Annotated in this window: 22 protein-coding genes and 1 pseudogene; 10 read left to right on the top strand and 13 right to left on the bottom strand. The window is 31.5% G+C overall.

All coding sequences use genetic code 11. The annotated features are described in order from the left end of the window. Window positions 1–2 precede the first annotated feature (2 nt). Both DFQ02_RS08905 and DFQ02_RS08910 read right to left on the bottom strand, forming a co-directional pair. The gene (locus DFQ02_RS08905; RefSeq protein ID WP_116524074.1) at window positions 3–1,127 is read right to left on the bottom strand and encodes an acyltransferase family protein; all 1,125 of its coding nucleotides are present in this window, start codon (window positions 1,125–1,127) and stop codon (window positions 3–5) included. After that, window positions 1,127–2,206 carry a MauE/DoxX family redox-associated membrane protein gene (locus tag DFQ02_RS08910; protein ID WP_116524075.1) on the bottom strand — a complete coding sequence of 360 codons (1,080 nt, stop codon included), beginning with the start codon at window positions 2,204–2,206 and terminating at the stop codon, window positions 1,127–1,129. Before DFQ02_RS08910 ends, DFQ02_RS08905 begins: the two co-directional genes overlap by 1 nt. A gap of 66 nt (window positions 2,207–2,272) precedes the next feature. Between DFQ02_RS08910 and DFQ02_RS08915 the strand changes: the two genes are divergently transcribed. Beyond that, window positions 2,273–3,406 carry a hypothetical protein gene (locus DFQ02_RS08915; protein ID WP_116524076.1) on the top strand — a complete coding sequence of 378 codons (1,134 nt, stop codon included), beginning with the start codon at window positions 2,273–2,275 and terminating at the stop codon, window positions 3,404–3,406. Next, a complete protein-coding gene (locus DFQ02_RS08920; RefSeq protein WP_116524077.1) occupies window positions 3,396–3,896 on the top strand; it encodes an SCO family protein in 501 nt (166 codons plus the stop codon). Before DFQ02_RS08915 ends, DFQ02_RS08920 begins: the two co-directional genes overlap by 11 nt. Before the next feature lie 86 nt (window positions 3,897–3,982). Here the strand turns inward: DFQ02_RS08920 and DFQ02_RS08925 are convergent, their stop codons facing one another. Genes DFQ02_RS08925 through DFQ02_RS08940 form a run of 4 tightly spaced genes read right to left on the bottom strand, consistent with a single transcriptional unit; the run spans window position 3,983 to window position 9,172 of the window. Further along, window positions 3,983–4,936, bottom strand: coding sequence for an AAA family ATPase (locus DFQ02_RS08925; protein ID WP_116524078.1), 954 nt, complete (start codon window positions 4,934–4,936; stop codon window positions 3,983–3,985). A 3-nt stretch (window positions 4,937–4,939) separates the two neighbouring features. After that, a complete protein-coding gene (locus DFQ02_RS08930) occupies window positions 4,940–6,397 on the bottom strand; it encodes a peptidylprolyl isomerase (RefSeq protein ID WP_116524079.1) in 1,458 nt (485 codons plus the stop codon). Then, entirely contained in the window at window positions 6,360–7,211 is an 852-nt protein-coding gene (locus DFQ02_RS08935; RefSeq protein ID WP_394343002.1) for a peptidyl-prolyl cis-trans isomerase, read from the bottom strand. The genes DFQ02_RS08930 and DFQ02_RS08935 overlap by 38 nt, the downstream gene beginning before the upstream one ends. 2 nt (window positions 7,212–7,213) lie before the next feature. Continuing rightward, window positions 7,214–9,172: a peptidylprolyl isomerase gene (locus tag DFQ02_RS08940; protein WP_116524080.1), complete on the bottom strand. Its 1,959-nt coding sequence runs from the start codon at window positions 9,170–9,172 to the stop codon at window positions 7,214–7,216. Window positions 9,173–9,461: 289 nt separating this feature from the next. On the opposite strand from DFQ02_RS08940, the gene DFQ02_RS08945 reads away from it, so the two are divergent. Both DFQ02_RS08945 and DFQ02_RS08950 read left to right on the top strand, forming a co-directional pair. Next, window positions 9,462–9,857 carry a DUF2721 domain-containing protein gene (locus DFQ02_RS08945; RefSeq protein WP_116524081.1) on the top strand — a complete coding sequence of 132 codons (396 nt, stop codon included), beginning with the start codon at window positions 9,462–9,464 and terminating at the stop codon, window positions 9,855–9,857. Between the two features lie 2 nt (window positions 9,858–9,859). After that, on the top strand, window positions 9,860–10,390 hold the full coding sequence (locus tag DFQ02_RS08950) for a CIA30 family protein (RefSeq protein ID WP_245940238.1): 531 nt from the start codon (window positions 9,860–9,862) through the stop codon (window positions 10,388–10,390). Between the two features lie 56 nt (window positions 10,391–10,446). Here the strand turns inward: DFQ02_RS08950 and DFQ02_RS08955 are convergent, their stop codons facing one another. Then, window positions 10,447–11,700, bottom strand: coding sequence for an ABC transporter permease (locus tag DFQ02_RS08955; RefSeq protein WP_116524082.1), 1,254 nt, complete (start codon window positions 11,698–11,700; stop codon window positions 10,447–10,449). 8 nt (window positions 11,701–11,708) lie between these two features. On the opposite strand from DFQ02_RS08955, the gene DFQ02_RS08960 reads away from it, so the two are divergent. Further along, window positions 11,709–12,980 (top strand): exo-beta-N-acetylmuramidase NamZ family protein, encoded by a 1,272-nt coding sequence (locus DFQ02_RS08960; protein WP_116524083.1) that lies wholly within the window; start codon window positions 11,709–11,711, stop codon window positions 12,978–12,980. A gap of 58 nt (window positions 12,981–13,038) precedes the next feature. On the opposite strand, the gene DFQ02_RS08965 is transcribed toward DFQ02_RS08960, so the two are convergent. The 3 genes and pseudogenes from DFQ02_RS08965 to DFQ02_RS08975 all read right to left on the bottom strand — a co-directional run bounded on the left by DFQ02_RS08965 (window position 13,039) and on the right by DFQ02_RS08975 (window position 15,257). Then, window positions 13,039–13,908 carry a glycerophosphodiester phosphodiesterase family protein gene (locus tag DFQ02_RS08965; RefSeq protein ID WP_245940239.1) on the bottom strand — a complete coding sequence of 290 codons (870 nt, stop codon included), beginning with the start codon at window positions 13,906–13,908 and terminating at the stop codon, window positions 13,039–13,041. Continuing rightward, window positions 13,895–14,687 (bottom strand): annotated as a pseudogene (locus DFQ02_RS08970) (sterol desaturase family protein). The gene DFQ02_RS08965 and the pseudogene DFQ02_RS08970 overlap by 14 nt, the downstream one beginning before the upstream one ends. Before the next feature lie 78 nt (window positions 14,688–14,765). After that, window positions 14,766–15,257 (bottom strand): YkgJ family cysteine cluster protein, encoded by a 492-nt coding sequence (locus DFQ02_RS08975; protein ID WP_116524084.1) that lies wholly within the window; start codon window positions 15,255–15,257, stop codon window positions 14,766–14,768. Window positions 15,258–15,383: 126 nt separating this feature from the next. On the opposite strand from DFQ02_RS08975, the gene DFQ02_RS08980 reads away from it, so the two are divergent. After that, window positions 15,384–16,082, top strand: a complete 699-nt coding sequence (locus DFQ02_RS08980) for a class I SAM-dependent methyltransferase (RefSeq protein ID WP_116524085.1) — start codon at window positions 15,384–15,386, stop codon at window positions 16,080–16,082. A 103-nt stretch (window positions 16,083–16,185) separates the two neighbouring features. Beyond that, the gene (locus DFQ02_RS08985; protein WP_116524086.1) at window positions 16,186–16,779 is read left to right on the top strand and encodes a hypothetical protein; all 594 of its coding nucleotides are present in this window, start codon (window positions 16,186–16,188) and stop codon (window positions 16,777–16,779) included. Between the two features lie 264 nt (window positions 16,780–17,043). Here the strand turns inward: DFQ02_RS08985 and DFQ02_RS08990 are convergent, their stop codons facing one another. Both DFQ02_RS08990 and DFQ02_RS08995 read right to left on the bottom strand, forming a co-directional pair. Beyond that, window positions 17,044–18,774, bottom strand: coding sequence for a TonB-dependent receptor (locus DFQ02_RS08990; protein ID WP_116524087.1), 1,731 nt, complete (start codon window positions 18,772–18,774; stop codon window positions 17,044–17,046). 153 nt (window positions 18,775–18,927) lie between these two features. Next, window positions 18,928–21,957, bottom strand: a complete 3,030-nt coding sequence (locus DFQ02_RS08995) for a tetratricopeptide repeat protein (protein WP_116524088.1) — start codon at window positions 21,955–21,957, stop codon at window positions 18,928–18,930. A gap of 271 nt (window positions 21,958–22,228) precedes the next feature. Here DFQ02_RS08995 and DFQ02_RS09000 point away from each other — a divergent pair, with 271 nt between their 5' ends. Genes DFQ02_RS09000 through DFQ02_RS09010 form a run of 3 tightly spaced genes read left to right on the top strand, consistent with a single transcriptional unit; the run spans window position 22,229 to window position 25,207 of the window. Beyond that, entirely contained in the window at window positions 22,229–22,912 is a 684-nt protein-coding gene (locus DFQ02_RS09000) for a cell division ATP-binding protein FtsE (protein ID WP_116524089.1), read from the top strand. Window positions 22,913–22,932: 20 nt separating this feature from the next. Further along, on the top strand, window positions 22,933–24,246 hold the full coding sequence (locus tag DFQ02_RS09005; RefSeq protein WP_116524090.1) for a capsular polysaccharide export protein, LipB/KpsS family: 1,314 nt from the start codon (window positions 22,933–22,935) through the stop codon (window positions 24,244–24,246). Window positions 24,247–24,274: 28 nt separating this feature from the next. Then, entirely contained in the window at window positions 24,275–25,207 is a 933-nt protein-coding gene (locus DFQ02_RS09010) for a glycosyltransferase family 2 protein (RefSeq protein WP_116524091.1), read from the top strand. Here DFQ02_RS09010 and DFQ02_RS09015 read toward each other — a convergent pair. Next, window positions 25,204–26,298 carry a glycosyltransferase gene (locus DFQ02_RS09015; protein ID WP_116524092.1) on the bottom strand — a complete coding sequence of 365 codons (1,095 nt, stop codon included), beginning with the start codon at window positions 26,296–26,298 and terminating at the stop codon, window positions 25,204–25,206. The two genes, DFQ02_RS09010 and DFQ02_RS09015, sit on opposite strands and share 4 nt — an antisense overlap. Between the last annotated feature and the right edge of the window lie 5 nt (window positions 26,299–26,303).

The raw sequence follows: 26,303 nt of genomic DNA on the forward strand, positions 1-26,303 counted from the left end.
GTTTATCTTGGAAATTTTCTATCTCTGTATTTTAATATCGGTTTCTCAAAGTAAACATATATAATATTAGAGGCAACTAAAGTAATTACCATAAATATTATTACCAATAACCATTTTTCAAACATTGATGGTGTAAAAGTATGCATTAGTTTTTCAACACTTAACAACACTATTGAGTAATTAATAAGGTAAATTGCATATGATCTAGTACTGACAAATAAGACCATTTTATTGATACATTTTTTCACATTTTTTAAATTCAAAAAAAATGGAAATAACATTGCCAAACTGATAATGATTACTTGTAAATAAATAAAAGTGTAAAAAAATAAATTGTTTTGGGGTTGAATATTGAAGTAATAAATAACTAAATGCAATAAAACAAATAAACTAAAACCCAAAACAAATAATAGGTTTTTATATTCCTTTATATATTTAGGAAAAGTTCTTATAAGATAAACCAAAACAAATCCAAAATATATACTATCCATCCTATAAATAATTACCTTTCGAAAAGTAGCGCTCCACTCTTGATAATTAATTACGCTGACTGTTTTAAAGTATTTCCATTTAAAAAACATTAATAATGCTATTGTGAGAATAGAAGTCCATATAAATAAGGCTCTTTTGCTTGCTTTATTAAAAAGTCTGAAGCTTAAAAAAATCAAAAATGGTAAAAGTAAATATGCATATTCTTCAATAGATAAACTCCATGCTTCTGTGAAAAAATCTGGGTGAGGTGATAAAACATTCTGTAAAAACACAAAATACAAGAATATATTGTCTGGTAAACCAATTCCTTGAATAAGCAGTAAAAGAATATTAACCACTAGTATTAAAAAATAATTGGGTAAAGTTCTAAACCAACGTCTTTTCCAAAATTTGAATAGTTTATTAAAATTTGTCTTTCTTTCCGTTATCAATTTTAATAAAATCCCACCTATCAAGAATCCGCTTAGAACAAAGAACAAGTCTACCCCCACAGCTCCTATTGTTCTAAAAAAGGTCACATAAAAGGACGTGTTTTGGGGAAACAGAAGATACGTAGAATGCGATATAACTACCAAGCTAATAGCTATTGACCTGAGTAAATCGAGCCCAAAATTTCGTTTTAATTCAGACGTCATCAATAATAAACTAATTGCGTTTTGGGTTCATCAAAGTAAGAATCAATATAGTTCTGTATTTTTTTATAAACTCGATTCTCTGGATAAACCATAACTTTTATAGTATTACCAGACCAATAGTTAAAATCAATATAATTCCTTCCTTCATGAACCAATATATGTTTTGTGATACTTGTGGGCAGATTGTTTAGGTTTGTATCTTCATCAAAATATACCATGGCGTATTTGGGCTTACCAGAAAAATAACTAAAAGATGGTAAATGATCGTAAAACCCAACAAAATTAAAAACGGGTAATACAAAGACTAAAATAGAAAAAAACAAAATTTTCGGTTTCCTAAAATCTTTATTAAAAAGAGCATCTTCTTGTTTATAGAATAAGAAAAACAATGTAAACACGTTAAAGATAGTAAGAGGAAAAATCAAAAATCCCGTCCCACTCAATGTTAATGTTGTTAAAATCATGAGATGCATGATTGCAATTAGCCAAACACCTATTCTTCTAGTATTTTTAAAAATTAAGGACACTCCAAAAAAGGCTTCCAAAAACGGAATGGCATAAGTAAAGCATTTTTTTATCCAGCTAGGAACATATGGAATTCGGTTTTCAAGACCTAGTAACCATTTTTCAAAAAAAACATCATTATATTTATGTACGCCACTCCAAAAATAAGTACCAATTAATATTAATAGCAAACATTGCTTGGCCACCTGCCTACCAGATTTAAATTGGGTTAACGCAAGCACCACGAAAACTATTTCAAAATAGAACGGCTGTATTCTATTTTGATCTAAAACTATCCAAAACAAATAAATGACTGTTACTATAATACCAGCAATCCATTGGGGCTTAAACACAAAAAATAAAAAGCAAACAACAAATCCTAAAATAATTACTAAATCTAAATAGAAATTTAACTTCCAAAATCCCGTAAACATTGAAATCATGGGGAAATCTCGATTAGAAAACCAAATTAATGGAGCCATGCCTATAGGTATTACAAAAGCTAAAAAAGCGGCTAATCTAATCCAAAAAAGTTCATCATTGTTGCTAATTAATTCTCGAAACTTGTAATTCATTAGTATTAGTAATTTCTGGCAGTAAAATATTAGTACATTTGAATAGACGGAATTTTAATTTTGCAGATGAAAAAAACTTATAAAATATTCCTGATAATATTCTTAATCTTTTCTACTGTTGGTCTAATATACTACTTTAATTTATCTAACAGACATAAAGCTATAGTTAAAACCAGAACCCTACATTTTCTTAAAATAATTGATAGTGATTGGGATAAAACTATAGAGAATAAACAGTTAAATTTCGAATCCCCTTCTTTACTAATTGATGGAATTTATAAGTCTATGGAGGGCCCTAAAACTATGCAATACTTTAACATAGACTCTGACAACGATTCTTTATTTTGGATGACAGGTTTTAAGGTTAATGCAAAACACACTAAAAGTAACAAAGCAATATCTAATGATTTTATATGCCATATGAATATTAACTATATTGATCAAGAGCACCATGGTCGTTGGAACTTATTAAACAGAATCAACAATCAATACCCTAGATTAATATCCTTATCTCATGGTATAGAATCCATAAAATTTCCAGATGGTTATGGCTTTCCTTTTTGGGGTAATGAAACTTTTTTTATGGTAACGCAATCATTAAATCATAACATTAAGGATAGTATTTTTCAAATAAAGCACAATATTTCAATAAACTACTCAAAAAGTGAGAATCTTAAACCATTATTGCCCAAAACCATCTATATGGCACTTCCCTTCGATATTAATAATGTAGATTATTCTAATGGTGCAAATTCCTGTATTCCTGTTGAAACAAAAAATCATACATATAAAAACGAAAATGGTCAATATTTTTCCGGACATTGGAAAATTTTTCCTGGCTTACAAACCTTCAAAAGTAATGTAACTAATCAATTGGCTATTAAAGACACTATACGTTTACATCAAATCACTCCCCACTTACACCCTTTTGCGAAAGAATTTATTTTAAAAGACATGACTACTGACTCTATAATTTACAAGTGTGAAGTAAAAAATCATACTAACAGAATTGGATTAGCTAGCACCCCTAGCTTTTCAAGTAAGGCAGGGGTATTGATGTATCCTAAACACAAATATCAAATAGAGTTAACTACTCACAATACTACCAATAAATCTCAGGATATGATGGCTAGTATGTTTTTATTTTTTTACGATAACGAAATAGATCTAAAAATTAAGTCGTACTACAATGCAAACTAAAAGGCTTATATTAGTTCTTATTATGCTTTTGTTAGATTCCTGTTCGTCAAAAACTAAATTACCCATTCTAAGTAAATACATCAATGATGATGGTCTGGAAGTTATCTATAAGATTAATGATCTAAATTTTACATACCAAAACAATCAAAATTTCAATGAAAATGAAGTAAATAATAACGTTTATATTGCTAATTTTTTCTTTACCCGTTGTCCTAGTATATGCCCAAAAATGAAATTTGTTATAGAAGATATTGCCAACGATTTTAAAAAAGATTCTAATTTTAAAATTATTTCCATTAGTATCTATCCTAAAAATGACACTCCAAGTGTTTTAAAACTATATTCAAACGCTACAAATATTGCTAGTAACAAATGGCTATTCCTAACCGGGGAAAAAAAGAACTTGAACATACAGCCAAACTATTTAGAACAAGCTTTTCACGCAAAGAAGATAGAATGGATTTTTACCACTCATCATTTGTCGCTTTAGTGGATAAGGAGCAACTCATAAGAGGATTTTACGATTTACTCAAGCCAATTTCTGTTAAAAGGTTAAAAAAAGATATTAGACAATTACTAAAATAAGCTTTTTATAATCTGGTCTTCTGAAACACCTTCAGCTTCAGCCTTGTAGTTTTTAATAATTCTATGACGAAGAATACTATTTGCTACAGCCTGAACATCTTCTATGTCTGGGGAAAATTTACCGTTTATTACGGCATGAGTTTTAGCTGCTAAAACTAGGTTTTGAGAGGCTCTAGGCCCTGCCCCCCAATCTATATATTGTTTTACTAAATCAACGGCAGTATCATTATCAGGTCTGGTCTTACCAACCATAGCTACAGCATATTCTATAACATTATCTGCTACTGGAATACGACGAATGACATGCTGAAAAGTCAATATTTCTTCAGCAGTAAACAACGGTTTAACCTCTACAATATCATCATTTGTAGTTGCTTTTACCACTTCTACCTCTTCGTTAAAAGAAGGATAGTTTAAATTAATAGCAAACATAAAACGATCTAACTGTGCTTCTGGTAACGGGTAGGTACCCTCTTGCTCTATAGGGTTTTGTGTAGCCAACACAAAATAAGGCAAGTTTAATTTATAATGGTGTCCAGCAACGGTAACCGCTCTTTCTTGCATGGCTTCTAATAAAGCGGCTTGAGTTTTTGGCGGTGTTCTATTAATTTCATCTGCTAAAATAATGTTAGCAAAAATAGGACCTTTTAAAAATTTAAAATGCCTGTCTTCATCTAAAATTTCACTTCCTAAAATATCACTTGGCATTAAATCTGGTGTAAACTGAATACGTTTAAAATCTAATCCTAAAGCCTGTGCAATAGTATTAACCATTAAAGTTTTGGCTAACCCTGGAACTCCTATTAATAATGAATGTCCTCCAGAAAATATAGAAATTAAAATTTGATTTACAACGTCATCCTGTCCAACAATAACTTTGGCTACTTCTTGTTTTAACTCTTGATATTTTTTTACAAACCGTTCTACGGTAGCAACGTCTGACATAATTTATTTTTTTAGCCAATTACCAGAAAATTCACAATCTCTATAGGAGCCACTAATTTTTATGTAGGTATCCAATATTTTTTCATCTTGCCATTTTTCAATTGCTTTTAGCTGCTTTTCCTTCAGAGCCAATTCTTTAATTTTAAGAAAATCTCTTGCATAATCTGCTACGTGTTCATCAATTCTATCAGAAACCATTAAAATTTTATACTTAACATTACCTCTATTATCCTCATCTTTTAAAACTAGACTTACTTCATTATCCTTTAAATTTTGAATTTGAGAGTATAGTTCAGTATCCATTCTTGTGAGTTCAAAATTATAATCTTGAGTTTCTGGGTTTATCAATTGGCCACCATCATTCCTAGTTTCCTTTTCATCACTTGCCTCTTTAGCAGCGTCAGCAAACGAAATATCGCCATCTATAATACGTTTTCGAATATTTTCAAGTCTGTTCTTTGCTTCTTCAATAGCCTCATATGACACCTTAGGCTTTAAGAGAATATGACTAACATCGTACTTTTGTCCTTTAATTTTTTGACAATAGACTATGTGATATCCAAAATCGGTTTTAAATGGTTCTGAAACTTCACCTTCCTTTAATGCAAAAGCAGCCTGCCTAAATTCTTTTACCATTCTAGGCTTATTTCTATCTAATGTGTAAACGTATCCTGCTTGTTTCAAACCTGGATCTTCCCCATATAAAACTGCCTTTGACCTAAAACTGGAGCCTCTGACTTCAACATCTTCTTTAAAGCCATTTAACCTGTCTATGATTCTTTGTTCTTCTTCTTCAGAAACTTTAGGTTCTGCTACTATCTGTGCAACTTTTAATTCTGTACCAAATCGTGGCCTTTTATCAACAGGGATAGCATTAAAAAATTCTCTGACCTCCTCAGGTGTTATTTCTACTTCCTCAACAATTTTACTTCGCATTTTAGCTGCCAACTGATTGTTCTTATTAATTTCGAACATTTCCTCTCTAAAACTAGCTTCATCGTCTTTTTTATAATATTCCAGAAGCCTTTCCATAGAACCATTAAAGTATTGTAAAAACTGTTGAACTTGATAATCTACTTGACTTCTAATTTCAGCATCAGACACCTGAATACTATCTTGAATGGCATGGTGTGCATACAACTTATTTTCTAGCAAAGACCCCATTAACTGACAATCTGTTACACCATCTAAATTTCCTCCTGCTGCAAGAATTTGTTCCCGTTCTTTTGGAATATCGGACTCTAAAACAATGTACTCTCCAACCACAGCAGCTACACCATCTACTTTTAGAGCTTTGAAGGACGAAAACACACTATCCGTTTTTTGTAAAGGTTTTTGTTTAGGTTTGTCCTCTATTATTTCTTGAGCAGCAATTGAACTATAAAATAATAGGGCAAAAAGTAAAATACTCGTTATTTTTAGATTATTTATATATCTCAAATTGTTTATTTTTAATAGCATCTTTTGTAATGTCTTTTTCTAATTGCCTTATAAGCTCCAGTTTTCTTTTGTTGATAACTATTTGATCTATTGTGGGCTTTATATATTCTAATGGAGCAGCGTCATTTCTTAACAGCACGTCATTAATTTGCATCAAATATACTCCTAATGAATCTTTGAGTTGTATAAAATTAGATTTTTTTAACAGTTCTGATTTGTTTTCTGAATTTACAACAGGGACTTTTTCAATAATCTGATTCAGTTTTATCCAAATAGAATCATTTAATGAGTAAGATTGAAATTGAATAGATATAGAATCTAATTCCTTTTTATCTTGGTTTTCAAAGCGCTTAAACTTTTTTTTAATAATGTCGTAATCAATAATACTTTCATCAACGTGGATATATCTAAACTTAATAAGTTCTTCGTTTAGTTTAAAGGCTTCTTTGTTATTCTCGTAATATTTTTGAGCTTCATCATTAGTTACTACAGTATCAATGTTTTTTTTCACTAACGCTTCCATATAGGCCTTAGTATATAAATCATTTTTATATTGGTCAACCAATTTATTGAAAAACAGTTGTTTAGATTCACTTAAGTTTAAGATAGCACCATCCATCAATAATTGTTGTGTTGCCCATTTATTTATATAATTTTGAACTATAAGTACACTATCTGAAGTACTGGTTCCTTCTGAAACCAAATTCTTTATATCGTCATAAAACAAATAAGACTCATTAACCCTAGCTATGGCAGATAGCTCTTCTTGAGTTTTAAAAAACGTACATGACTGTATTGATATTAATACAAAAAATAAAACAAATTTATTTTGCACACCTATTGGCTTTTAAGATCTGCTTTTACTCTTTTCAAGGCTTCCTGGTTTATTATAACCTCATACTTTTCTTTCAAATTTTCCACCCAACTTTCTTCTTTAAAGGTTTGGTAATCACTTATTACTCTACCTTTTGATTCTTCAAAACTTTGCTGAGTTACTGGAAGCACCTCTTTAATTTGAGCCAACACAAAACTTTCATTGTGTTTGTATACTTTTGAAATGCCTTCTTTAAATGGTAATGATTTAGGTATTGATTGATTATTTGCTTCCATAATGCCTGTAGTAAAAATCACCTCTATGTTATCATTGCCATTAATTAGGCTTTTTATCTTGTCTAATTCCATACCTTTCTCTAACAATTTTGCCACTTTTTTAAGTGTTTTTTGCTTTGAAGAAGACGCTAAAACTGCATCAACACGCTCAGGCAATACATAATTACTTTTGTTAGCTTCATAGAATTTTTTTATTTCAACAGAGTCAGTTTTAGCCGCATTCCAAATAGTGCCTTCCATTAAATCAAATAACAACAAACCATCTCTATACTCTGATAAGATATGCGCATATTCTTGATTTTCGTATTCCAAATTATCTTCTTTATACTGCACTAAACTTTCATTTAAAAAGGTATTGTATTTGTCTTTTACTAAAGTATCAAATGGCTCTCTAAGCACTCTCCCTTTCTGACCACTTAATAAATACTCACCAAAATCTTTGAAGTAAAACTGCTTCTTTCCTATTTTAAACAAAGGTTGGTCTGCTTTGAAATTATCGGGCAATTTCCAAGTCCGTTTAAAATAATCTTCCGTTATGATAGAAGCAAAATAATCTAAGTATGATTCATTAACCTTAACGTTGTATTCTTTTTTTAGTGAATTATATAACGCTTCATCTATGAGTTTGGATCTATCATCTCTCTTAACTTTTACTTCCAACTCAGGTTTTATATCTTTAAATGATGGTATTGGTTTTTTATCAATTAGCTTTACTATATGCCAACCATAAGCACTTTTAAAAGGCTCTGAAATGTCATTTTTATTAACTAATGAAAAAGCGACTTCCTCAAACTCTGGCGCACTTAATTGTCCGCTGGAAAATGGTGCAAGTGCTCCGCCTTTGGATGCTGAACTTTTATCGTCTGAAAATTGTTTTGCTAAAGCTTCAAAATCTTCTCCTTGCTGTATTTTTTGATAGATTTCCTGAATTCTAACTTCAGCTTCAGGGTTGCTAATTGCTTCCTCTTTGTTATCGACTACCATAATGTGAGCCACAGTACATTCACCTCTAGCTTTTCTTTTATCTAATACATTCACAATATGGTATCCAAACCGGGTTCTAAATGGTTGAGATATTTCTCCTACTGGCGTATTAAAAGCAGCTGTTTCAAATTTGTAAACCATTCTAAATCCAGTAAAATATCCCAACTCTTCTCCAAAAATAGTTTGCCCATTGTGTACTTCCTTTCTAACTTTTTCAAAACCTTCACTCAAGGCTCTATTGCGAAATTTAGTAATTTCATTGTAGGCCTTAAGAGTATCTTTTGGATTGGCGTTTTCAGCTACCTTGACCAAAATATGATTAGCCTTTATATCAAAAGAAATTCTTTTGTAGGCTTCTTCTACTAATGCGTCTGTAACTTTAGTATTGGACATAAAACTTTGAGCCAACTGTTTTTTATAAGTAGACAATTCTCTTTTATAGGAGGGTTTATTATGTAACCCCTGAGCCTTAGCTTCCTTTAATTTCAATTTATAGCTCGTAAATAGTTTTAGATATTCATCAACATTTTTTTGAGATTCATCCTGAACTAAATCAAGGTTTTTATTGTAAACCCTTATAAATTCAGAAACATAAATAGGCTCATTATCTACCAAAAAAAGTACATCTTCCTGATTATCTTGAGCATAATTAACTGCCGTTAACAATACTGATATTAACGCAAACAAAAATCTTAATTTCATGAAGTAAATTTTATTCAGATGGATACAAAAATAGTAATATAAACCTATAATGCAAGTTGTTTTAATAACGTTTGAGGCACACAAATATTTCGTGTATTATTTAAATAACTATTAAACAAATTAGGTCTTCATACTCATTTAATAGAATGAAAAATACTAATACAGGTTATTGTAAACAAACTATAAAAAAATCTCCTTGAGACTGTCTTTTAATATTTAAAATAAGATCAACTTTCAATCTTTCGATTTCTTAACCTAAACTTTGTAATTTTGTCACAAAGCCGTTTTTATGGAAGCTCTTACACTCACCACGCCTGCTCTTTTATTCTCTGCTATTTCTTTAATAATGCTAGCTTATACAAATAGGTTTTTAGCCTATGCTGCTACTATTAGAAGTTTACACGCTAAATACGTTAAGAATAAAGACAACGTGCTTATGGCACAAATACAAAATATAAAAAAACGCTTATACTTAACTAGGTCTATGCAAATTCTGGGAATTAGCAGTTTACTACTTTGTGTTTTAACCATGTTTTTAATATACATAGAACAGCAAACTGTTGCTATTTGGGTATTTGGCTTAGCTCTAATTTTGTTAATCCTTTCGTTAGCCTTTTTAATTTGGGAAATACAAATTTCTGTTAAGGCTTTAGAGCATCATATAAGTGACATTGAGGGTAAGTAAAAATGAAAGTAATTATAATTCTTATAATCTTAACTATCTTGCAAAATCAAATGATACTATTCGATTTTAACAAAAATAGTAATTACACTAATTGGCGCATTGTTGATGATGTAGTTATGGGAGGTCGTTCTAATGGAAACTTTGATTTAAACGATGCTGGAAACGGTATTTTTTCAGGTTATGTTTCACTTGAGAATAATGGTGGATTCTCTATGGTACAATATGCTTTTGAAACGAAAAATATTTCTAGTTTCTCCAGAGTATCTATTTATCTGAAAGGAGATGGAAAAACGTATCAGTTTCGGGTTAAATCCAGTATCGATGACAGTTATTCGTATGTTATCCCTTTTAAAACCACTGGAGCGTGGGAGACCATCGAAATACCTTTAAACACAATGTATCCTTCATTTCGGGGGCGCAAGCTTGATAAAGCAAACTATCCAGGGCAACAACTTGAAATGGTTGCATTTTTAATTGGCAACAAAAAAGAAGAACGTTTTAAATTAGAAATCGATTCGATTGTTTTAAGGTAAGCTTTCTAAAGAAACCAACTTTTCAAAATTTATGAATGCTCTTAATCTCAATAGAATTAATCAAACCGGATTGCTTTAACGGGAGAAATCTTCGTGATGATATAAGACGGCACTAATAGCATCAATAAACACAATAGCAGTGTACCAATATTTAAAGCTATTATGTAACCGGCACTGATGTAAACTGGAGCTTCGGTTACATAATACACACTAGGGTCTAAAGGAAAAATTTTAAAATATTTTTGCGCAAACAGTAATCCTAGTCCCAACAAATTCCCCCAAAACAATCCCAAAAGAATTAAATAGGAAGCATTGTAAAGAAACACTTTCCTGATACTCCAGTTATTACTTCCCAAAGCTTTTAAAATACCTATCATTTGGGTGCGTTCCAAGATGAGAACGAGCAGCGCCGTAATCATATTAATTCCTGCCACTAAAATCATAATACCAATGATTCCATAAATATTGGTATCAAATATTTTAATCCATTCAAATATAGAACTATACTTGTCTGTGATGATCTGGGTGTTTAATACCGAAGGTGTATTATCATAAATTTCATAACCCTTTTGTTCAAGCTCATCATAATCACTTATGAAAACTTCAAAATTTCCAACTTCAATAAAGTTGCCTTCCTCATCTTTTTTCCAATTATTAATACGCTGAATGTGTCTAATATCACCAATAATATAGTTGGCATCAAAATCTTGAAACCCAGAGTTATAAATACCAACTACGTTATATGTTATCATGTTTGGCAATTTTTCGGGGTCGTTCTTTGGGAAGACCATTTGAAAGGTTTCATTCAATTTTAGTTCTAATCTATTGGCTAAATATTGCGATATTAAAACATCTTCATTCCTCTTTTGGGTATAGTCAGGCAACCTCCCTTCAATTAAAAACTCATTAAAATACATCCAATTATAGTCCGCACCCACACCTTTTAAATAAGCCGCTTCAAAATCTTTATCAGTTCTAATAACACCGTACTTGGAAGCTACAGCTTGAATATGTTCAATACCCTCAACCGATTTAAACTCAGGATAAAATTCCTGATTAATAGAAATAGGTGTAATACTTTCTTCTGAATTATTACTATCATAATTTGTGATAAGCACATGACCATTGAATGCCACTACTTTATCACGTATTTTTTGTTGTAAACCAATACCGGTGGCAATGGCAATCATCATCACCACAATACCAATAGTAATTGCCGCAATACCAATTTTTATTATTGGTGCCGAAACACTACTTTTATACGACTTACTACTAATAATGCGTTTAGCTATAAAATACTCGTAATTCAATTTTTTTAATGAAGTTTACTATTTTCAAAAATACAGTTTTATTATTTGTTATTGTACTTATTTCTTGTGGAAACATAAAGAAGGTAGAACACAGAAGACAGAAGACAGAAGGCGAGATTCTTCACTTTGTTCAGAATGACAATCTGCCTGTTGAAGGTGCTAATCAAACTGAAATTTATTTACCTTTGTTACAAGGAAAACGAGTGGGTATTGTGGCGAATCAAACGAGTGTAATATTTAAAAAAGAGATTGCCACGTCGCTCAGTGCTCCTCGCAATGACAGATATACCCATTTAGTTGACTCCTTACTTACATTAAACATCGCTATTAAAAAAGTATTTGCACCGGAGCATGGTTTTAGAGGAAAAGCAGACGCCGGAGAGCATGTAGAAGATGGCTATGACACCAAAACAAATCTACCCATTGTGTCCCTTCATGGAAAAAACAGAAAACCCACGCAAGAGCAACTTGAAGATTTAGATATTGTCGTTTTTGATATTCAAGACGTAGGCGTACGATTTTATACTTACATTTCAACACTTCATAACGTCATGGAAGCTTGTGCAGAAGCAAATATCCCTGTCTTAATTTTTGATAGACCGAATCCTAACGGACACTACATTGATGGTCCTACTTTAAAAATGGAAAACCAAAGCTTTTTAGGAATGCACCCCATTCCATTGGTTCATGGCATGACCATTGGCGAATATGCTCAAATGATTAACGGAGAAAAATGGCTAGCTCATGAATTACAATGTGACATTGCCATAATTCCATTAAAAAACTATAATCATCATACGCCTTATAGTTTACCAATCCGACCTTCACCTAACCTTCCTAATGATCAATCCATTAAATTGTATCCTAGTTTGGGATTATTTGAAGGCACCAATGTTAACGCTGGTAGAGGCACAGAATTTCAGTTTCAAAGGTATGGCGCTCCTTTTCTAAACAGTGAAACTATGCATTTTACTTACACCCCCGTTGCTAATTTTGGTGCTAAATACCCGAAACATCAAAATGAGTTATGCTATGGAGAAGATTTAAGAAGTGAGGATATTGATGGCGAAATGACCTTAAAATGGATTATCAAGGCTTATCAAAACTCAACAGATAAATCAAAGTTCTTTAATATTGATAATTTTACGAAACATGCTGGTACAGATCAACTCCAAAAGCAAATTGAATCTGGTATGAGCGAGGCTGACATTAAGACCACTTGGAAAGATAATTTAGAAGTTTTTAAAAAGACCAGAAAAAAGTACTTGCTTTATGATTAAAAGTGGATTACTGTCTTACTGAAACAAGTTCAACACAAATCACAAGAATGAAAATTTATTAGTTTAAAAGTTTAATCAACCTATCGGGATAATCGGTAATAATACCATCAACTCCAAAGTCTTTCATTCTCTGCAAATTCTCATTTTTATTGACTGTCCAAGGAATTACTTTAAAATTTTCAGCTTTAAGATTTCTTACCGTTTTGGTATCTAATAATTTGAAATACGGACTTATAATCTCAGGCAAATACGACATTTTTGTCATTTTTACCCAAACAACTTCATCTTCATCAACCAATAATGCTACTTTCATTTTAGGTGATTGCTGTTTAATGGCTTCTAAAACCCTAAGGTCAAAACTTTGTAGATTAGTTTCTTTAAAAGCATCATTTATGTTTACAACTTCTAAAACTAGTTTCACAAATTCATCTGGGATTGGCGTGTAAATATTGTCATATTCTGGTCGAGCCTTTAACTCTATATTGAATTTTATTTTTGGTTTTTTTGCTTTGCACACCTTAATAACATCATTTAGTGAGGGTTTATAAGTCTTCCCTTTTTTCTGTTCTGGAAACTTGGGATAGAATTTACTTCCACAATCAAACTGCTTAATGCTATCAAATGTCATTTGGTATAAATTGAATGCTTTATCCAAACCTTTTGATATGTTATTTCCATTCAAATCAAAACAATATTTTCTACTTATAAACGGCTCATGAGAGACCACCACCACATTATCTTTTGAAACAGCTACATCCAACTCTAAAGTATGTACACCCAAATCAATAGCTTTTACAAAAGCCTCTATAGTATTCTCGGGCATAAGCCCTCTGCACCCACGGTGGCCTTGAATATCTATTGTTTTGGTTGAATGGCAATTCATAAAAGAAGTTAAAGTGGTAACAATAATTGATTTATAAATTCTCATCGATCTCCAAGGTTGGTTTGTCGTATTTCTGAAACGGTTGTTTCAACAATTCTCCAATGTGCTGATTCTTTTTCTCATCCGGAAATACATCCACACCGTAAATCAGTTTTTCTGTATCCAACTCCATATAAGTTCCTAAAAGCCTATCCCAAATCGAAAAAATATTTCCATAGTTAGAATCGGTATAAGGTAACCTGTAATGATGGTGAACTTTGTGCATATCTGGAGACACCAACACATAACTGATTGCTTTATCAACATGTTTGGGCAACTTTATATTGGCATGACTAAATTGTGTTGCTATTACAGAAAGTGTTTGATAGAAAAACACAATTCCAATGGGCGTTCCAACTAAAAATACACCCATAAGTGTGAAAAAAAACCGAATAACACTCTCAATAGGATGATGTCTGTTTGCAGTTGTTGTGTCCACTTTATGATCGGTATGATGTACTAAGTGCACCATCCAAAGCGGCTTTACCTTGTGCTCTATTAAATGTGGAAGATAGGCTCCAAAAAAGTCTAAAAACAAAACACCTAGAAAAGCATATAACCATAATGGTATTTCTGGAAGCCAATTAATAATTCCAAAATTATTATCCCTAACCCAATCTGATGTCTTTAAAAGTAAAAATGCTAAAGGCAAATTAACCAACATCAATGTGAGATTAAAAAACAGATTAGGAATGGCGTGCCTCCATTTGTTGTACTTAAACTTAAATAAAGGAATAGCTCCTTCTATAATCCAAAAAATGGTAAGCCCCCCCAATAATAAGCATTGCTCTATGTGGAGGTGGAATGGTTTCGAAATAATTCAGAATGTGGTCCAATCAAAATAATTTATGTACTAAATATAATTATTTAATTCGTTTTTTCATTTCCTCTACAATGTTAAATGCCGCCGGACAAATGGTTACATTTTTTAAGGTAAGATTAGAGATTTGATGAAACTTTTTTCTATCGGTATGTGGAAATTCCCTACATGCTTTTGGACGCACCTCATAAATTGAACAGTAATTATCGGCACCTAAAAATGTACAAGGAACACTCTGTAACACATAATCGTTTTCTTCATCAATTCTTAAATATTGCTCAATGAACTGCTGTGGTTTTATTCTAAAGAATTTTGCGATACGCCCAATGTCTTTATCGGTAAAAAGTGGCCCTGTTGTTTTACAACAATTGGCACATTCTAGACAATCTGTTTGTTTAAATTCGTTTTCATGCAATTCCTGCATGATATAATCTAGATTTTTTGGCGGCTTCTTTTTAAGCTTCTGAAAGAACTTTTTGTTCTCGTTATGTTTATCTTTGGCCTGCTTTGGAAGATTTTTTATAATGTCTTGCATAGCGCAAAAATAAACAAACCTGTCATTCTGAACGAAGTGAAGAATCTTAATAATTATTAAGATGTTTCGACTGCGCCCAACGTGACCAATATTGATTCCCGCCTTCGCGGGAATGACAAAAAAAATATGCGAGACATTTTTGGTAAGGCTTTACTAGATTATCAAAACAGAGATTATACCGAAGACATCATCACCTCAACAAGTATTTCTAATGATGATGTTTTACCACTTCCCTATTTGTTTAGAAATTATCCTGACATGCCAAAATTGGAGCAAAAGGCCTTGGAACTTGCCAAAGGAGAAGTTCTTGATGTTGGTTGCGGCTCTGGAAGTCATAGTCTTTATTTACAAAAAAAAGGCTTAACGGTAAAAGCTATTGATATATCTAAAGGCGCTATTGAAGTGGCTAAGCTTAGGGGTGTTAAAAATGCCGAGGTTTTAAATATTCTAGATGAAACCGAAACTTATGACACTATTCTTTTACTAATGAATGGTACCGGCATCTTCCAAAAATTAAATCTGGTTGCCAAGTATTTAAAACACTTGAAAAGTCTGTTGAAACCAAACGGACACATTTTAATCGATTCTTCTGATATTCAATACATGTACGAAGATGACGATGGCGGAATTTGGATGGATACCAATGCAGAATACTACGGGGAAATAGATTATTTTATTAGTTATAAAGGTGAAAAAGAAGTGCCCATGACATGGTTGTATTTAGATTTTAACACTTTAAAACTGGCTTGTGAAACGGTTGGACTGCAATGCGAATTGATTATGGAAGGGGAACATTTTGATTATTTGGCGCGGTTAAATAAATAAGACCTTACACTTAATTTGATTTTGTAATAAACTTCTACTAACTTCGTTTAACAATCCTTAAACTCAATTAAAACGCAAGTCTATCTATACGTTACCTGTAATTATGACAAAAATTTCACTAAAAATATTTCTTCTGACTTTAATATTAGTTTCAACTTCTTGTAAGAAAGATTTAGACTCTTTATTAGAGTTAGAGGCTGACTATAAGGTTATTGATTTGGAATACGGATTTGACAATTATATGAGAAATATCAGAGATAAATCCGAACAATTAATAATCAAACAAAGAAATATCGTTTTAATTTATGTTGATAAAAATGGTGAAACGACAATTGAGGACAATTTTATTCCAGACAGCCTAATAATATCTGAATTCAAAAAATATATAACACCAAACCCAACTGACGAAAAAATGCCAATGACAACTGAGAAGAGTTTTCAATATTCTGGAAAGGTTAATACTCACAAAAATATCACTATCCTTGTTAAATATCACAAAGAATTAAACTATGAAAAGTATCAAAAAATTAGAAACAAATTTTATTTAGCTTACAATGAAGTCCGTAATGACTTCTCTATGTCGAAATTCAACAAAAGTTTAACGGAATTACTAAACTCAAACGAGCAAGAGGACATAATAAAATGGCAAGAAATAAGGCAAATATTTCCAATTAGATATATGGAATCGCTGAACTAAAAATAACTACAGACAACATTTTATAAAAATAATGTATAAGTTTATTCCTAAATCTAAAAATAATGCATGTTTGCTTACATCTGAGTTTCCTTCGAAAAATCCTGGCACACAAACATGCGACCTTCCTTAAAAAGTTTAGAACAAGTAAGTTCAGAGTGACGGTTCAAACGATGAGATTCCCGCCTTCGCGGGAATGTCAAAAATGAGATCCTGAAACAAGACTTCGACTACGCTCAGTCTGACAGTTCAGGATGACACTATGTATCAAAAATCAAACTTAAAAGTAGCTCCTGCTAAAAACTGAATACTTTGTACCGGGAAATTTTGCCAGCGTTGGTAAGCGTTATTCGCTATGTTATTAGCTTTGGCAAATACCGAAATCTTTTCATTAACATGATATCCTAAATGCGCATTGGCATCAAAATAACTATCCAATACCACCGTAAACGGAGACGCTACTGTAATGCCATCATTTAAAAAGAATTGGTCTTTTCTTTCGCCTACATAAAATAAATTGGCGCCAGTAAACCAGTGTTCATCAATTTGATAATCCATGAATAAAGACCCTTTAAAATCAGGTAGGTTCCAAGCTTCGGCTTCGTCATCGGTAGAGTAGCTAAAATATTCGGCCTTAATGCCTAATTTAAAGTTTCGGTTTACATCTAAATTAATTTCACCAGCAACACCAAACGTATCTACATTGTCATAGACAATTCCAAAGGAATTCCCATAGGAATAAGCTTGGTCTGACATCAATGTAATATCATTGTTCCTAAACAGAGCTTTGTTTCTATCTGCTTTATAAAGTCCGCTAATATTATAACTCATATTACTAGACAACTTACCTTTTAAACCAATATACGCGTTGTATTGTTCGTCCGTGGGCATAACATTCAAGGTTGGCGATACAAACGGATTTTCTGAGGCAAAATCAAAATATGAATTTTGGATGAGTCCGCCTTCAATACCACCGTAGGCAATAAGTATATCACTTACTAATCTATAAGTAGCCGTCACATTGGGGTAGATATAAAATTTACTTTCTTTAGTTTCTGAATCTCTAGAATATGCAGCTGTAATACCAACATTCACGGTTAAATCATCTTGTTTCATCTCATAAGTTGGTGAAGCACTTACTATAAAATTTCCGTATAGAAGTTCTTCATCTACTTCATAACTTCTGTCAAAAGTTCCCTTTAAATAATCAAAATTAAAAGTGGTTGAAATCTCTTCGTCATTAATAGGTATATCCATTTTGGTATTTACCAAAAACCTATTTTCACCAGAACCTTGGTTGTCTCCAAAACGTCTGAAAAAGAAACTTCCCGAATTTATATAGGTATCTTCAAATGTGATATCACCTCCAAAATGAGCATCGTAAAAACTGTGCTCTTCATCAATTGCATCAGCAATAGCTGTATCAACAAAAGAATTGGGCACTCCGTACCAATTATACATTTGGTGTTTAAACCCAGCATCAACTTTCCATGATAAATCTCGTAACCTGCTAGCGTAGTTTAAATTAATTTTTGAAATGGAAAAATTATCATCAAAAGAAACGCCGTCAATCCCACCTTGTGAAGAATTATGACTTACATAACCACCAACACTCTCGTTTCTGTTAATAGCATGATTTAAGTAAACTTCACCTAAAATAGTTGTATAAGTACCAACACCTAAAGTTGCATAATTATCATAAAGCTTGATGGGTTTTGCTTTTTCTACAGCAGCGGCTTTTCCTTTGGCTGGAGTAAAAGTAGAGGCTACAGGAAATGAAAAAATATTATATTTTACTTCCTTTTTATTTTGGGTTGTTTCATCATCTAATGAAGGTATTTCTTTTACTTTAAAAGCATCTGAAATTGATGGCGTATATGGTTTAACAACATCAATAACGCCGGTATCAATGGTGTCTTTTTGCCTGTTTTGAGAAAAGACCAATGTTACACTTAAAATGGTGACAATGCTTAATATATGTTTGATGTGCTTTCGCATAATTTTGATTTACGATTATGACCCTTCGACTAGGTTCAGGGCAGGTTAATGATTGACGATTGAGATGCTTTGACTGCGCTCAGCATGACATATGATTGACTAACTACTGTTGGTTGCAAACTGCAAATTGAAAGCTGCATACTGTTTATTGGTTTACTCAGGTTGAATAGATGAATTTGTTTTAGCTTCTTCCGTTTTAATTTTGCTTAGTTCTTCTTTAGCTTCATCAATTACATCTTCAAACTCAGCAAAATTTTCAATAACACTTTCTAAAATATAGGTGGCTTGAAACGCGTCATCTAAAGCATAAAAATTCTTAGCCATTACTACCAAACCTTTGGCACTGTAATATTTAAAACCTGAATAATCTTTAGCTAGTTTTTGGATAACTATGTTTGAAGCTTCGTACTTAGCATCTTTGCTTTTAAAGTAGGCGTTGTAAAAAAGTGCTTCAGCAGCCGTTTCACCGGTTGCAACTTTTTCAACATTTGCATACGCTTTTTTAGCTTTAACCTCATCATCTGTTTTAATAGCAGAGCGTGCCATAATAACATATGCATCACTCTTTATTTTATTGTCAATTTTTGAACTTGCCAGTACTTTCTCTGCATATGAAACGGCTTCGTCATAATTTTCTAACTGATAATTAGCTTTCATTAAATTAGATTGTGCAAAAACCACATTTTGAGGGAAATTAGCTTCTACTTCTAAACGTTTTAATAGTGGAATAGCTTGATTCCAATTTTTTTCTTCTAAATAATATTGGGACAATCTAGATAATGCTTCCTCTGTATATTCATTTTGAGACGCCTCCACAATAAACGTATAATGAGGTGCTGCATTTGCCACCAAATCTTTTTTATAGTACAACTGTCCTAAATAAAAATGGGCTTGTAGTAGGTGTAATCCGTTGGGAAATTCGTTTACATAGCCATTAAATTGCTTAATAGCTCTGTCTGTATTACCATCTAAATATTGTTTTTCGGCAGCAGTGTAAGTAGCGTTGTCTAATTCAGAATCGGTTACTTCAACGTAATCTAGTGTCTTTACCCAATTGGCATAGTCATCAACACGACCTAAGTCAATATAAATTAATTTAGCTGTAGAAACCGCCTGAACAGCTTCGGGTGTTTTTGGGTAATCGTTTGCAACTGTTTTAAATTTATTAAGCGCTCGTTCGTTTTCATTTTGGTTATAAAAAACCAACCCTTGGCGTAATAAAGACTTTGGAACAAATGAACTCATTTTATATTCAGAGTTCAATCGGTCATATATTTTTATGGCTTTATCCGTTTCATTAGCTTTTACGTAAGAATTACCTAATTCATACATAGCATCGTCACGAAGTTTTGACGTCTGGTAATCTAAGATAAATTGCTCCAGTTCCTTTATTTTTTTTGACGATTGCCCCAAATAGCCAATGCTAATAGCTTTTTGAAATGCGGGATAGTCTGCATCCATAGCCCCAATTTTTATGGCATTGTTATAGGCACTTACAGCTGCACTATAGTTACTAGTTACAAAATGGGTATCTCCCATACGTAAATAGGCATCATTCAATCTTACCTTATCATCTTTTTTGTTAGAAATAAAGTTATTGAAATGTTCAGTGGCTTTTGGATAATTCTTTAATTTAAAATAGGTGTAGGCAAGATTATAATCTAAATTCTCTGTTTCAGGCGTGTTTGAACCTATTAACTGAAATTCCTTAAACCCAACCAAGGCATCTTCATAATCCGACAAATTATAATCAGATTCTGCTTTCCAAAAGGTTGCTCTGGCGGTAAATTTATCGTCTCTTGGTTCTTTTAAAGAAGCATCAAAAAGCGACTCGGCCTCTAAATACTGGTTTTCATTATACAGTTCTATACCTCTGTAAAAAGCTACTTTTTGGTAAGCGACCTTATTTTCAAAACTGTTTTTGCCTTCTAATAACTTAAGGGCTTCTTTATAGTTTTTTGAAGTGATATAGGAATCAATTAATAAGGTTTCTATTTCTTCTTTATAAGGGGTTTTGGGGTATTTCTCTAAATAACCATCTAAAACTTGAGGTGCTGGCTGGTATGGGTTACCAATTTCATAACTAATCTTTGCATAATTTAACCACGCATCTTCTTGTATTTTCTCATCGAAATTCATTTCAGAAGCATACCTAAAGGCATTCAAGGCTTCCTGTTTTTTATCGAGTTTAATGTAACTCTCCCCTAAATGATAATAAGCATTTTGTGCTATACCATTATTTCCGTCAATAATCTTATTAAATTCTGAAATAGCCTTTTCATAGTCACCTTGTTTATAATGGGCATACCCTAATTGATAAAAATCAGTATTATTCCATTTAGCAGTTTTTTCACGTTTACCTTTTTTCCCTTTATAGGCAGTTAAATAAGGGATTGCGGCTGCATATTCTTCTAAATTAAAATAACTCTCACCAATTATTTTTGATAATTCCGAGACTTCCTCATCATTGCTTTCAGGCAACCTTTCTTTTGCCAGTTCAATAGCCTTCTGAAAGTTTCCGAGTTTAAAGTTTAAATCGGCCTGATAGTAAGACAATTTTTCTTTGTATCGCTCCTGATCATTTACCTGTTCAAAATATGCATTGGCTTGGTTATAATCATCACCTTCATACGCCATAAAACCAATATAATATTTGGCTTGCGAACCATATTCTTGAGACGTTTCTACCTTAGACAAGTACTTTTTAGCATCTCGGTATTGCTTGGTTGAAAATGCCGAATACCCATTGTTGAAATAAAACTTTTCTTTTTCTTTCCTAGCCAAAGCATTTTCATCAACTTTATTATACCACTTTCTGGCATAGGCATATTTTGAATTTTCAAAATAGTAATCGGCTACGTCTACATAAGCCGTATTGCGCTTTGTACTGGTAGGATACTCTTTTACAAAATCTTCAACCAATTGGTCTGCATTGAGCTGATTTAACCGCACCGCACAATTAGCTATATAGTAAGCACAGTCAGATTCCAGAATTTCTTCTTTTGTTGTTTTTTTTACACTTCCAAATAAAGATTGAGCTGCTAAAAACTGGTTATTATTATAAAGCGAAAGGGCTTTTTGATAGTCAACCATATTACTGGTATAGGCTGCCGATTGTTGGGCTAAAAGGGAAAAACTGAAACAGATAGCCAGAGAAAGGAAAATAAAACTATTTTTAGTCATTATAACTATTCGTTATTTAATTTGAAATCAAAGATAAACATAAGGTTTAGATTCCTGACTTCGCAGGAATGACAAATTCAAATGAAATCAAGATTTAAAAATCTTGAAGAATTTTAGAACCTATAACGAAATAATCGTGCCATAATTATAAACCAACCTATTAAATCTAAAATTGTTGTGATATTATTATTTGACAGATTTGGATTTTGTAATTTGTGATTTGAAATTTTTAACAATACATTTACCAACATAAAACTGCTTTGCAAATCTTATGTCAAACCCAATTTTACAATTAAAAAACGCCGCTATTTATCAAGGTGAAAGTTTGGTACTCTCAAACGTAAATATTGAAATCAATAAAGGAGAGTTTGTGTATTTAATTGGAAAAACAGGCACTGGTAAGAGTAGTTTTATGAAAACGCTTTATGCCGATTTGCCATTAACTGAAGGTGAGGGACAGATTGTTGATTTTAAATTACATGGTTTAAAAGAAAAAGATATCCCATTTTTAAGACGTAAACTAGGCGTAGTTTTTCAAGATTTTAAATTGCTTATTGATAGAACTATCAACGATAACTTGTTGTTTGTTTTAAAGGCAACGGGCTGGAAGGATAAAGAAAAAATGAATACTCGCATTGAAGAGGTTTTAAACAAGGTTGGTATGAAAACCAAAGGTTTTAAATTTCCTCATGAGCTTTCTGGTGGTGAACAACAACGAGTGGCTATTGCTAGAGCTTTACTGAATAACCCCGAGTTAATTCTTGCGGATGAGCCTACTGGAAATTTAGACCCACAGACCAGTGTTGAAGTCATGGAAGTTCTTCAAGAAATCAACAAAAATGGTAACACCATTTTAATGGCCACTCATGATTATGCTTTACTTTTAAAATACCCCAGTAAGACATTGAAATGTGATGATAATCAAGTGTACGAGGTGGTGCAAAGGAAGGGATGACAACAAAATTATAAAGTGTAATGAACGTACTCTGCATAGGTTATTTTGATAAGTTTTCGAGATTTTTTATTGGTATAAAAAAAGAACTTAAAGAAAAGCGTCCAAATGCAAGGTTCTATATTATAAGTCTTTTTTTTAGTGGTTATTTTTATTCTTGTTTAAGAAAACACAAGTCATCTATTATCACGTTCAAAGCTTGGCTTAATGTATTACTTCATAAAAAAAAATTCCTTACCGCTATAAGTAAGAATAGCTATAAGAATATTACTTTAGATACTTTAATTAATTATCATACAAATCTTAACAAAAACATTTCAAGAACTTCTTTATTATTACAATGTGTTTCTTACATAGACATTTTATATAAAAAATTTGAAACGTTTAAACCAGATATCATTCTGCTTATAGGAGACTCCAGATTAGTTTTTGAAGTTACAAAAAAACTAGCGTTATTGTTTCATGTTAAGGTATATTATATTGAACAAGGGCCTTACAACACTACTTTTTTTGATTCAAAAGGCGTTAATGCCAATCATTCAATTTCTGATTATATTATAAATACATCTACTGCATTTGAGCAAGATAATGATGAATTAATAAAGACGTTAATTAAAAAGCCTAAACCAAGACCATATAGAAGATCTTTTTTATACCGAGGATTTGATTGGCTTATAAGTTTCTTTTTTGAAAAGACTATCCTTTATCCACCAGACTTAAGATATACTGACACATATCCCAGAATTTTTAAACAGTTCAAGCAGCGGAAAGTAGATTCAGAAAAAAAAATAAATTCTAACGTTTATTTACTTGTTCTTCAAGTCCCCGAAGATGTTAATATGATTTACCATAGTCCGTATTTTAAAAGGCATTATGATATTGTAAAAGAGGTTTTTTTTAACCTACCTAGAAGTTCAAAACTTGTAATACGAGAACACCCTGTTTACATGGGAAAATATGAAAAAAAATTATACCAATTTGTAAAAAAGCATCATATTTATATAGAACATGAAAGTAGTCTTCAAGACACTATTAAAAAGGCAAATGTTGTTATTGTTAATAACTCAACGGTGGGTATTGATGCCCTAATCAACCAAAAACCATTAATAGTCTTAGGCAACTCTTACTACAAAAAGGAGAAAATATGTTTGCCATATACAAAAAACAAGTTTTTAAAAGCTATTTTAAAAGAAGCTCTTAATTTTATACCTAACAAAAAATACCTAAACATTTTTTTACAAGAACTTTTTTATAATCATTTAATAGATGGATTTATAACTGACAACGACCTTAAGGCAGCCAAGATTATAGCAAAAAAAATTCATTTGAACAACTAAAGATGATTTCGTTTAATAAAAACAACTAATGCCATTTTTTTCTGTCGTCATACCATTATTTAACAAAGCACTTTATATTAAAGAAACTATTAATAGTGTTTTAAAACAAACTTTCACTGATTTTGAGCTTATTATCGTAAATGATGGTTCAACAGATAATAGTCTTGAAATAGTAAAAACTATCAAAGCTCAAAATTTAACTATAATCAATCAAAAAAACAAAGGCCTTTCTGCGTCAAGGAATAAAGGTTTTAATATGGCTAGAGGTACAATTGTCACATTTTTAGATGCCGACGACTATTGGCATGTAGATTTTTTAAAATCTATTAAGAATTTGTACAATGAATTCCCAAAGGCTCAAATATATGGGACTAGCTATTATGAAACTTATTCAAAAAAAAACTTAAATATAAATGTTAACATTAGTAATAGTTTAAAGGAATCCTCATTTATAATTAATGATTTTTTCATTTATAACACAAAGCAGTTCATCCCTTGTCAGAGTACCATAGCTTTATTAAAAAAAGCTTTCCCAACGTCTCCATATAATGAAGATTTAACCTACCATGAAGATGTTGATTTCTATTTAAAATACTGCCCCAAATATAAAGTTGCTATTTTTTATTCACCTTTAGCATATGTGAATTTTGATGTAGCTAATAGAATGTCTAATTCATACATATCTAATAAAAAACTACCAGATTTTGAATTTTATAAAACTTTACATAAAAACAATAATTCTATTCAAAGGTATATATCAATTCAATTATATAAATATGTAATCAAGTGCATAGAGGAAAGAAACAAGTCATTAAAAAAATTTTACATAAAAAAAATAAACCCTAATCATTTAACCCTCAAACAAAAGTTGATGCTGAATAGTCCCTATTTTTTAGTAAAATTAATACGAAATTTAAAAATGTCTTTATTAAAGTATAGAATAAGAGTTTCAACAAACTAGGATTCAATTAGATTTATCCACTTATCCATAACATTCTTTTCAGAAAACTTTTTTACAGAACTTAGAGTATTTGATTTACAATTTTCATAATATCCTTTATCGGATATCATCTTATTCATAGCCTGAGTAAAAGCTTCAAAATTTTGGTCTTCAACTAAAATTCCGTTAACACCATTTTGAATCATTTCTGATGGACCAGATTTACAATTGAAAGATATTACCGGTGTTCCAAATACAAGAGACTCCAATATAACATTTGGGAAACCTTCTACTTTGCTACTCAACAATAAAAACTTAGCTGCCTTCATATATGAATAGACGTTATCCTTAAAACCTAATAACTTAACATAATCTTCTAAATTATTTCTTAAAATTAAGTTTTCTAAAACTGGCCTATCTTTCCCCTCTCCTATGATTATTAATGAAATGCTCTTATTTATAAGAATAGAGTTCTTATAAGCTAAAATAAGTTTATCAAATTGTTTAATTTCATTATCTAGCCTACCAACAGCTAAAACAAACTCTTTGTCAATATCAACATACCCATCAGAATATTTCATATTCAAAATATCTCTACTATAAAAATTTGAGATATTGACTAAATTCTTAAACTCATAAACCTGCTCTAAACACTTACATATATGCTTAGAAACCCCTACAATAGCAACCGAACTGTTATATTCTTTATAAAAAAACTTATGCTTTGGCATATGATAAAAAATATTATAACTATGAATAGCCATAATCATTTTTTTTACATCAAATACAAATACATGAAATAACCATTCCATAAGAACCCTATTTCTCATCCTAAAATCAATATAAACATCTGCATTGATATCTTTATAGACTTTCTTGAAATCGAAAAATTTACTAACCTGCTTTAATATTTTAAATTTAGGCTCATTAATTCCTAAATTATAAAGTATCCCATTAAATTCGTAAGATATTTCATTCCTAATACTTATAATAGAAACATCATAATTTAAGTCTGTTAATTTAATTGATAATAAAGCTGCAATACGTTCCGCTCCACCACCACTTAAACAATCGACTATTAGACATACTTTTCTTCTAAAATTTTGTACCATAGTAT

It is taken from the genome of Seonamhaeicola aphaedonensis (assembly GCF_003386195.1).
Classification (GTDB): domain Bacteria; phylum Bacteroidota; class Bacteroidia; order Flavobacteriales; family Flavobacteriaceae; genus Seonamhaeicola; species Seonamhaeicola aphaedonensis.

Excerpts from the sequence above, each read along its gene's own strand:
- DFQ02_RS08905 (WP_116524074.1), bottom strand. The coding sequence starts at position 1,127 with ATGACGTCTGAATTAAAACGAAATTTTGGGCTCGATTTACTCAGGTCA.
- DFQ02_RS08910 (WP_116524075.1), bottom strand. The coding sequence starts at position 2,206 with ATGAATTACAAGTTTCGAGAATTAATTAGCAACAATGATGAACTTTTT.
- DFQ02_RS08915 (WP_116524076.1), top strand. The coding sequence starts at position 2,273 with ATGAAAAAAACTTATAAAATATTCCTGATAATATTCTTAATCTTTTCT.
- DFQ02_RS08920 (WP_116524077.1), top strand. The coding sequence starts at position 3,396 with ATGCAAACTAAAAGGCTTATATTAGTTCTTATTATGCTTTTGTTAGAT.
- DFQ02_RS08925 (WP_116524078.1), bottom strand. The coding sequence starts at position 4,936 with ATGTCAGACGTTGCTACCGTAGAACGGTTTGTAAAAAAATATCAAGAG.
- DFQ02_RS08930 (WP_116524079.1), bottom strand. The coding sequence starts at position 6,397 with ATGCTATTAAAAATAAACAATTTGAGATATATAAATAATCTAAAAATA.
- DFQ02_RS08940 (WP_116524080.1), bottom strand. The coding sequence starts at position 9,172 with ATGAAATTAAGATTTTTGTTTGCGTTAATATCAGTATTGTTAACGGCA.
- DFQ02_RS08945 (WP_116524081.1), top strand. The coding sequence starts at position 9,462 with ATGGAAGCTCTTACACTCACCACGCCTGCTCTTTTATTCTCTGCTATT.
- DFQ02_RS08950 (WP_245940238.1), top strand. The coding sequence starts at position 9,860 with ATGAAAGTAATTATAATTCTTATAATCTTAACTATCTTGCAAAATCAA.
- DFQ02_RS08960 (WP_116524083.1), top strand. The coding sequence starts at position 11,709 with ATGAAGTTTACTATTTTCAAAAATACAGTTTTATTATTTGTTATTGTA.
- DFQ02_RS08965 (WP_245940239.1), bottom strand. The coding sequence starts at position 13,908 with ATGAGAATTTATAAATCAATTATTGTTACCACTTTAACTTCTTTTATG.
- DFQ02_RS08975 (WP_116524084.1), bottom strand. The coding sequence starts at position 15,257 with ATGCAAGACATTATAAAAAATCTTCCAAAGCAGGCCAAAGATAAACAT.
- DFQ02_RS08980 (WP_116524085.1), top strand. The coding sequence starts at position 15,384 with ATGCGAGACATTTTTGGTAAGGCTTTACTAGATTATCAAAACAGAGAT.
- DFQ02_RS08985 (WP_116524086.1), top strand. The coding sequence starts at position 16,186 with ATGACAAAAATTTCACTAAAAATATTTCTTCTGACTTTAATATTAGTT.
- DFQ02_RS08990 (WP_116524087.1), bottom strand. The coding sequence starts at position 18,774 with ATGCGAAAGCACATCAAACATATATTAAGCATTGTCACCATTTTAAGT.
- DFQ02_RS08995 (WP_116524088.1), bottom strand. The coding sequence starts at position 21,957 with ATGACTAAAAATAGTTTTATTTTCCTTTCTCTGGCTATCTGTTTCAGT.
- DFQ02_RS09000 (WP_116524089.1), top strand. The coding sequence starts at position 22,229 with ATGTCAAACCCAATTTTACAATTAAAAAACGCCGCTATTTATCAAGGT.
- DFQ02_RS09005 (WP_116524090.1), top strand. The coding sequence starts at position 22,933 with ATGAACGTACTCTGCATAGGTTATTTTGATAAGTTTTCGAGATTTTTT.
- DFQ02_RS09010 (WP_116524091.1), top strand. The coding sequence starts at position 24,275 with ATGCCATTTTTTTCTGTCGTCATACCATTATTTAACAAAGCACTTTAT.
- DFQ02_RS09015 (WP_116524092.1), bottom strand. The coding sequence starts at position 26,298 with ATGGTACAAAATTTTAGAAGAAAAGTATGTCTAATAGTCGATTGTTTA.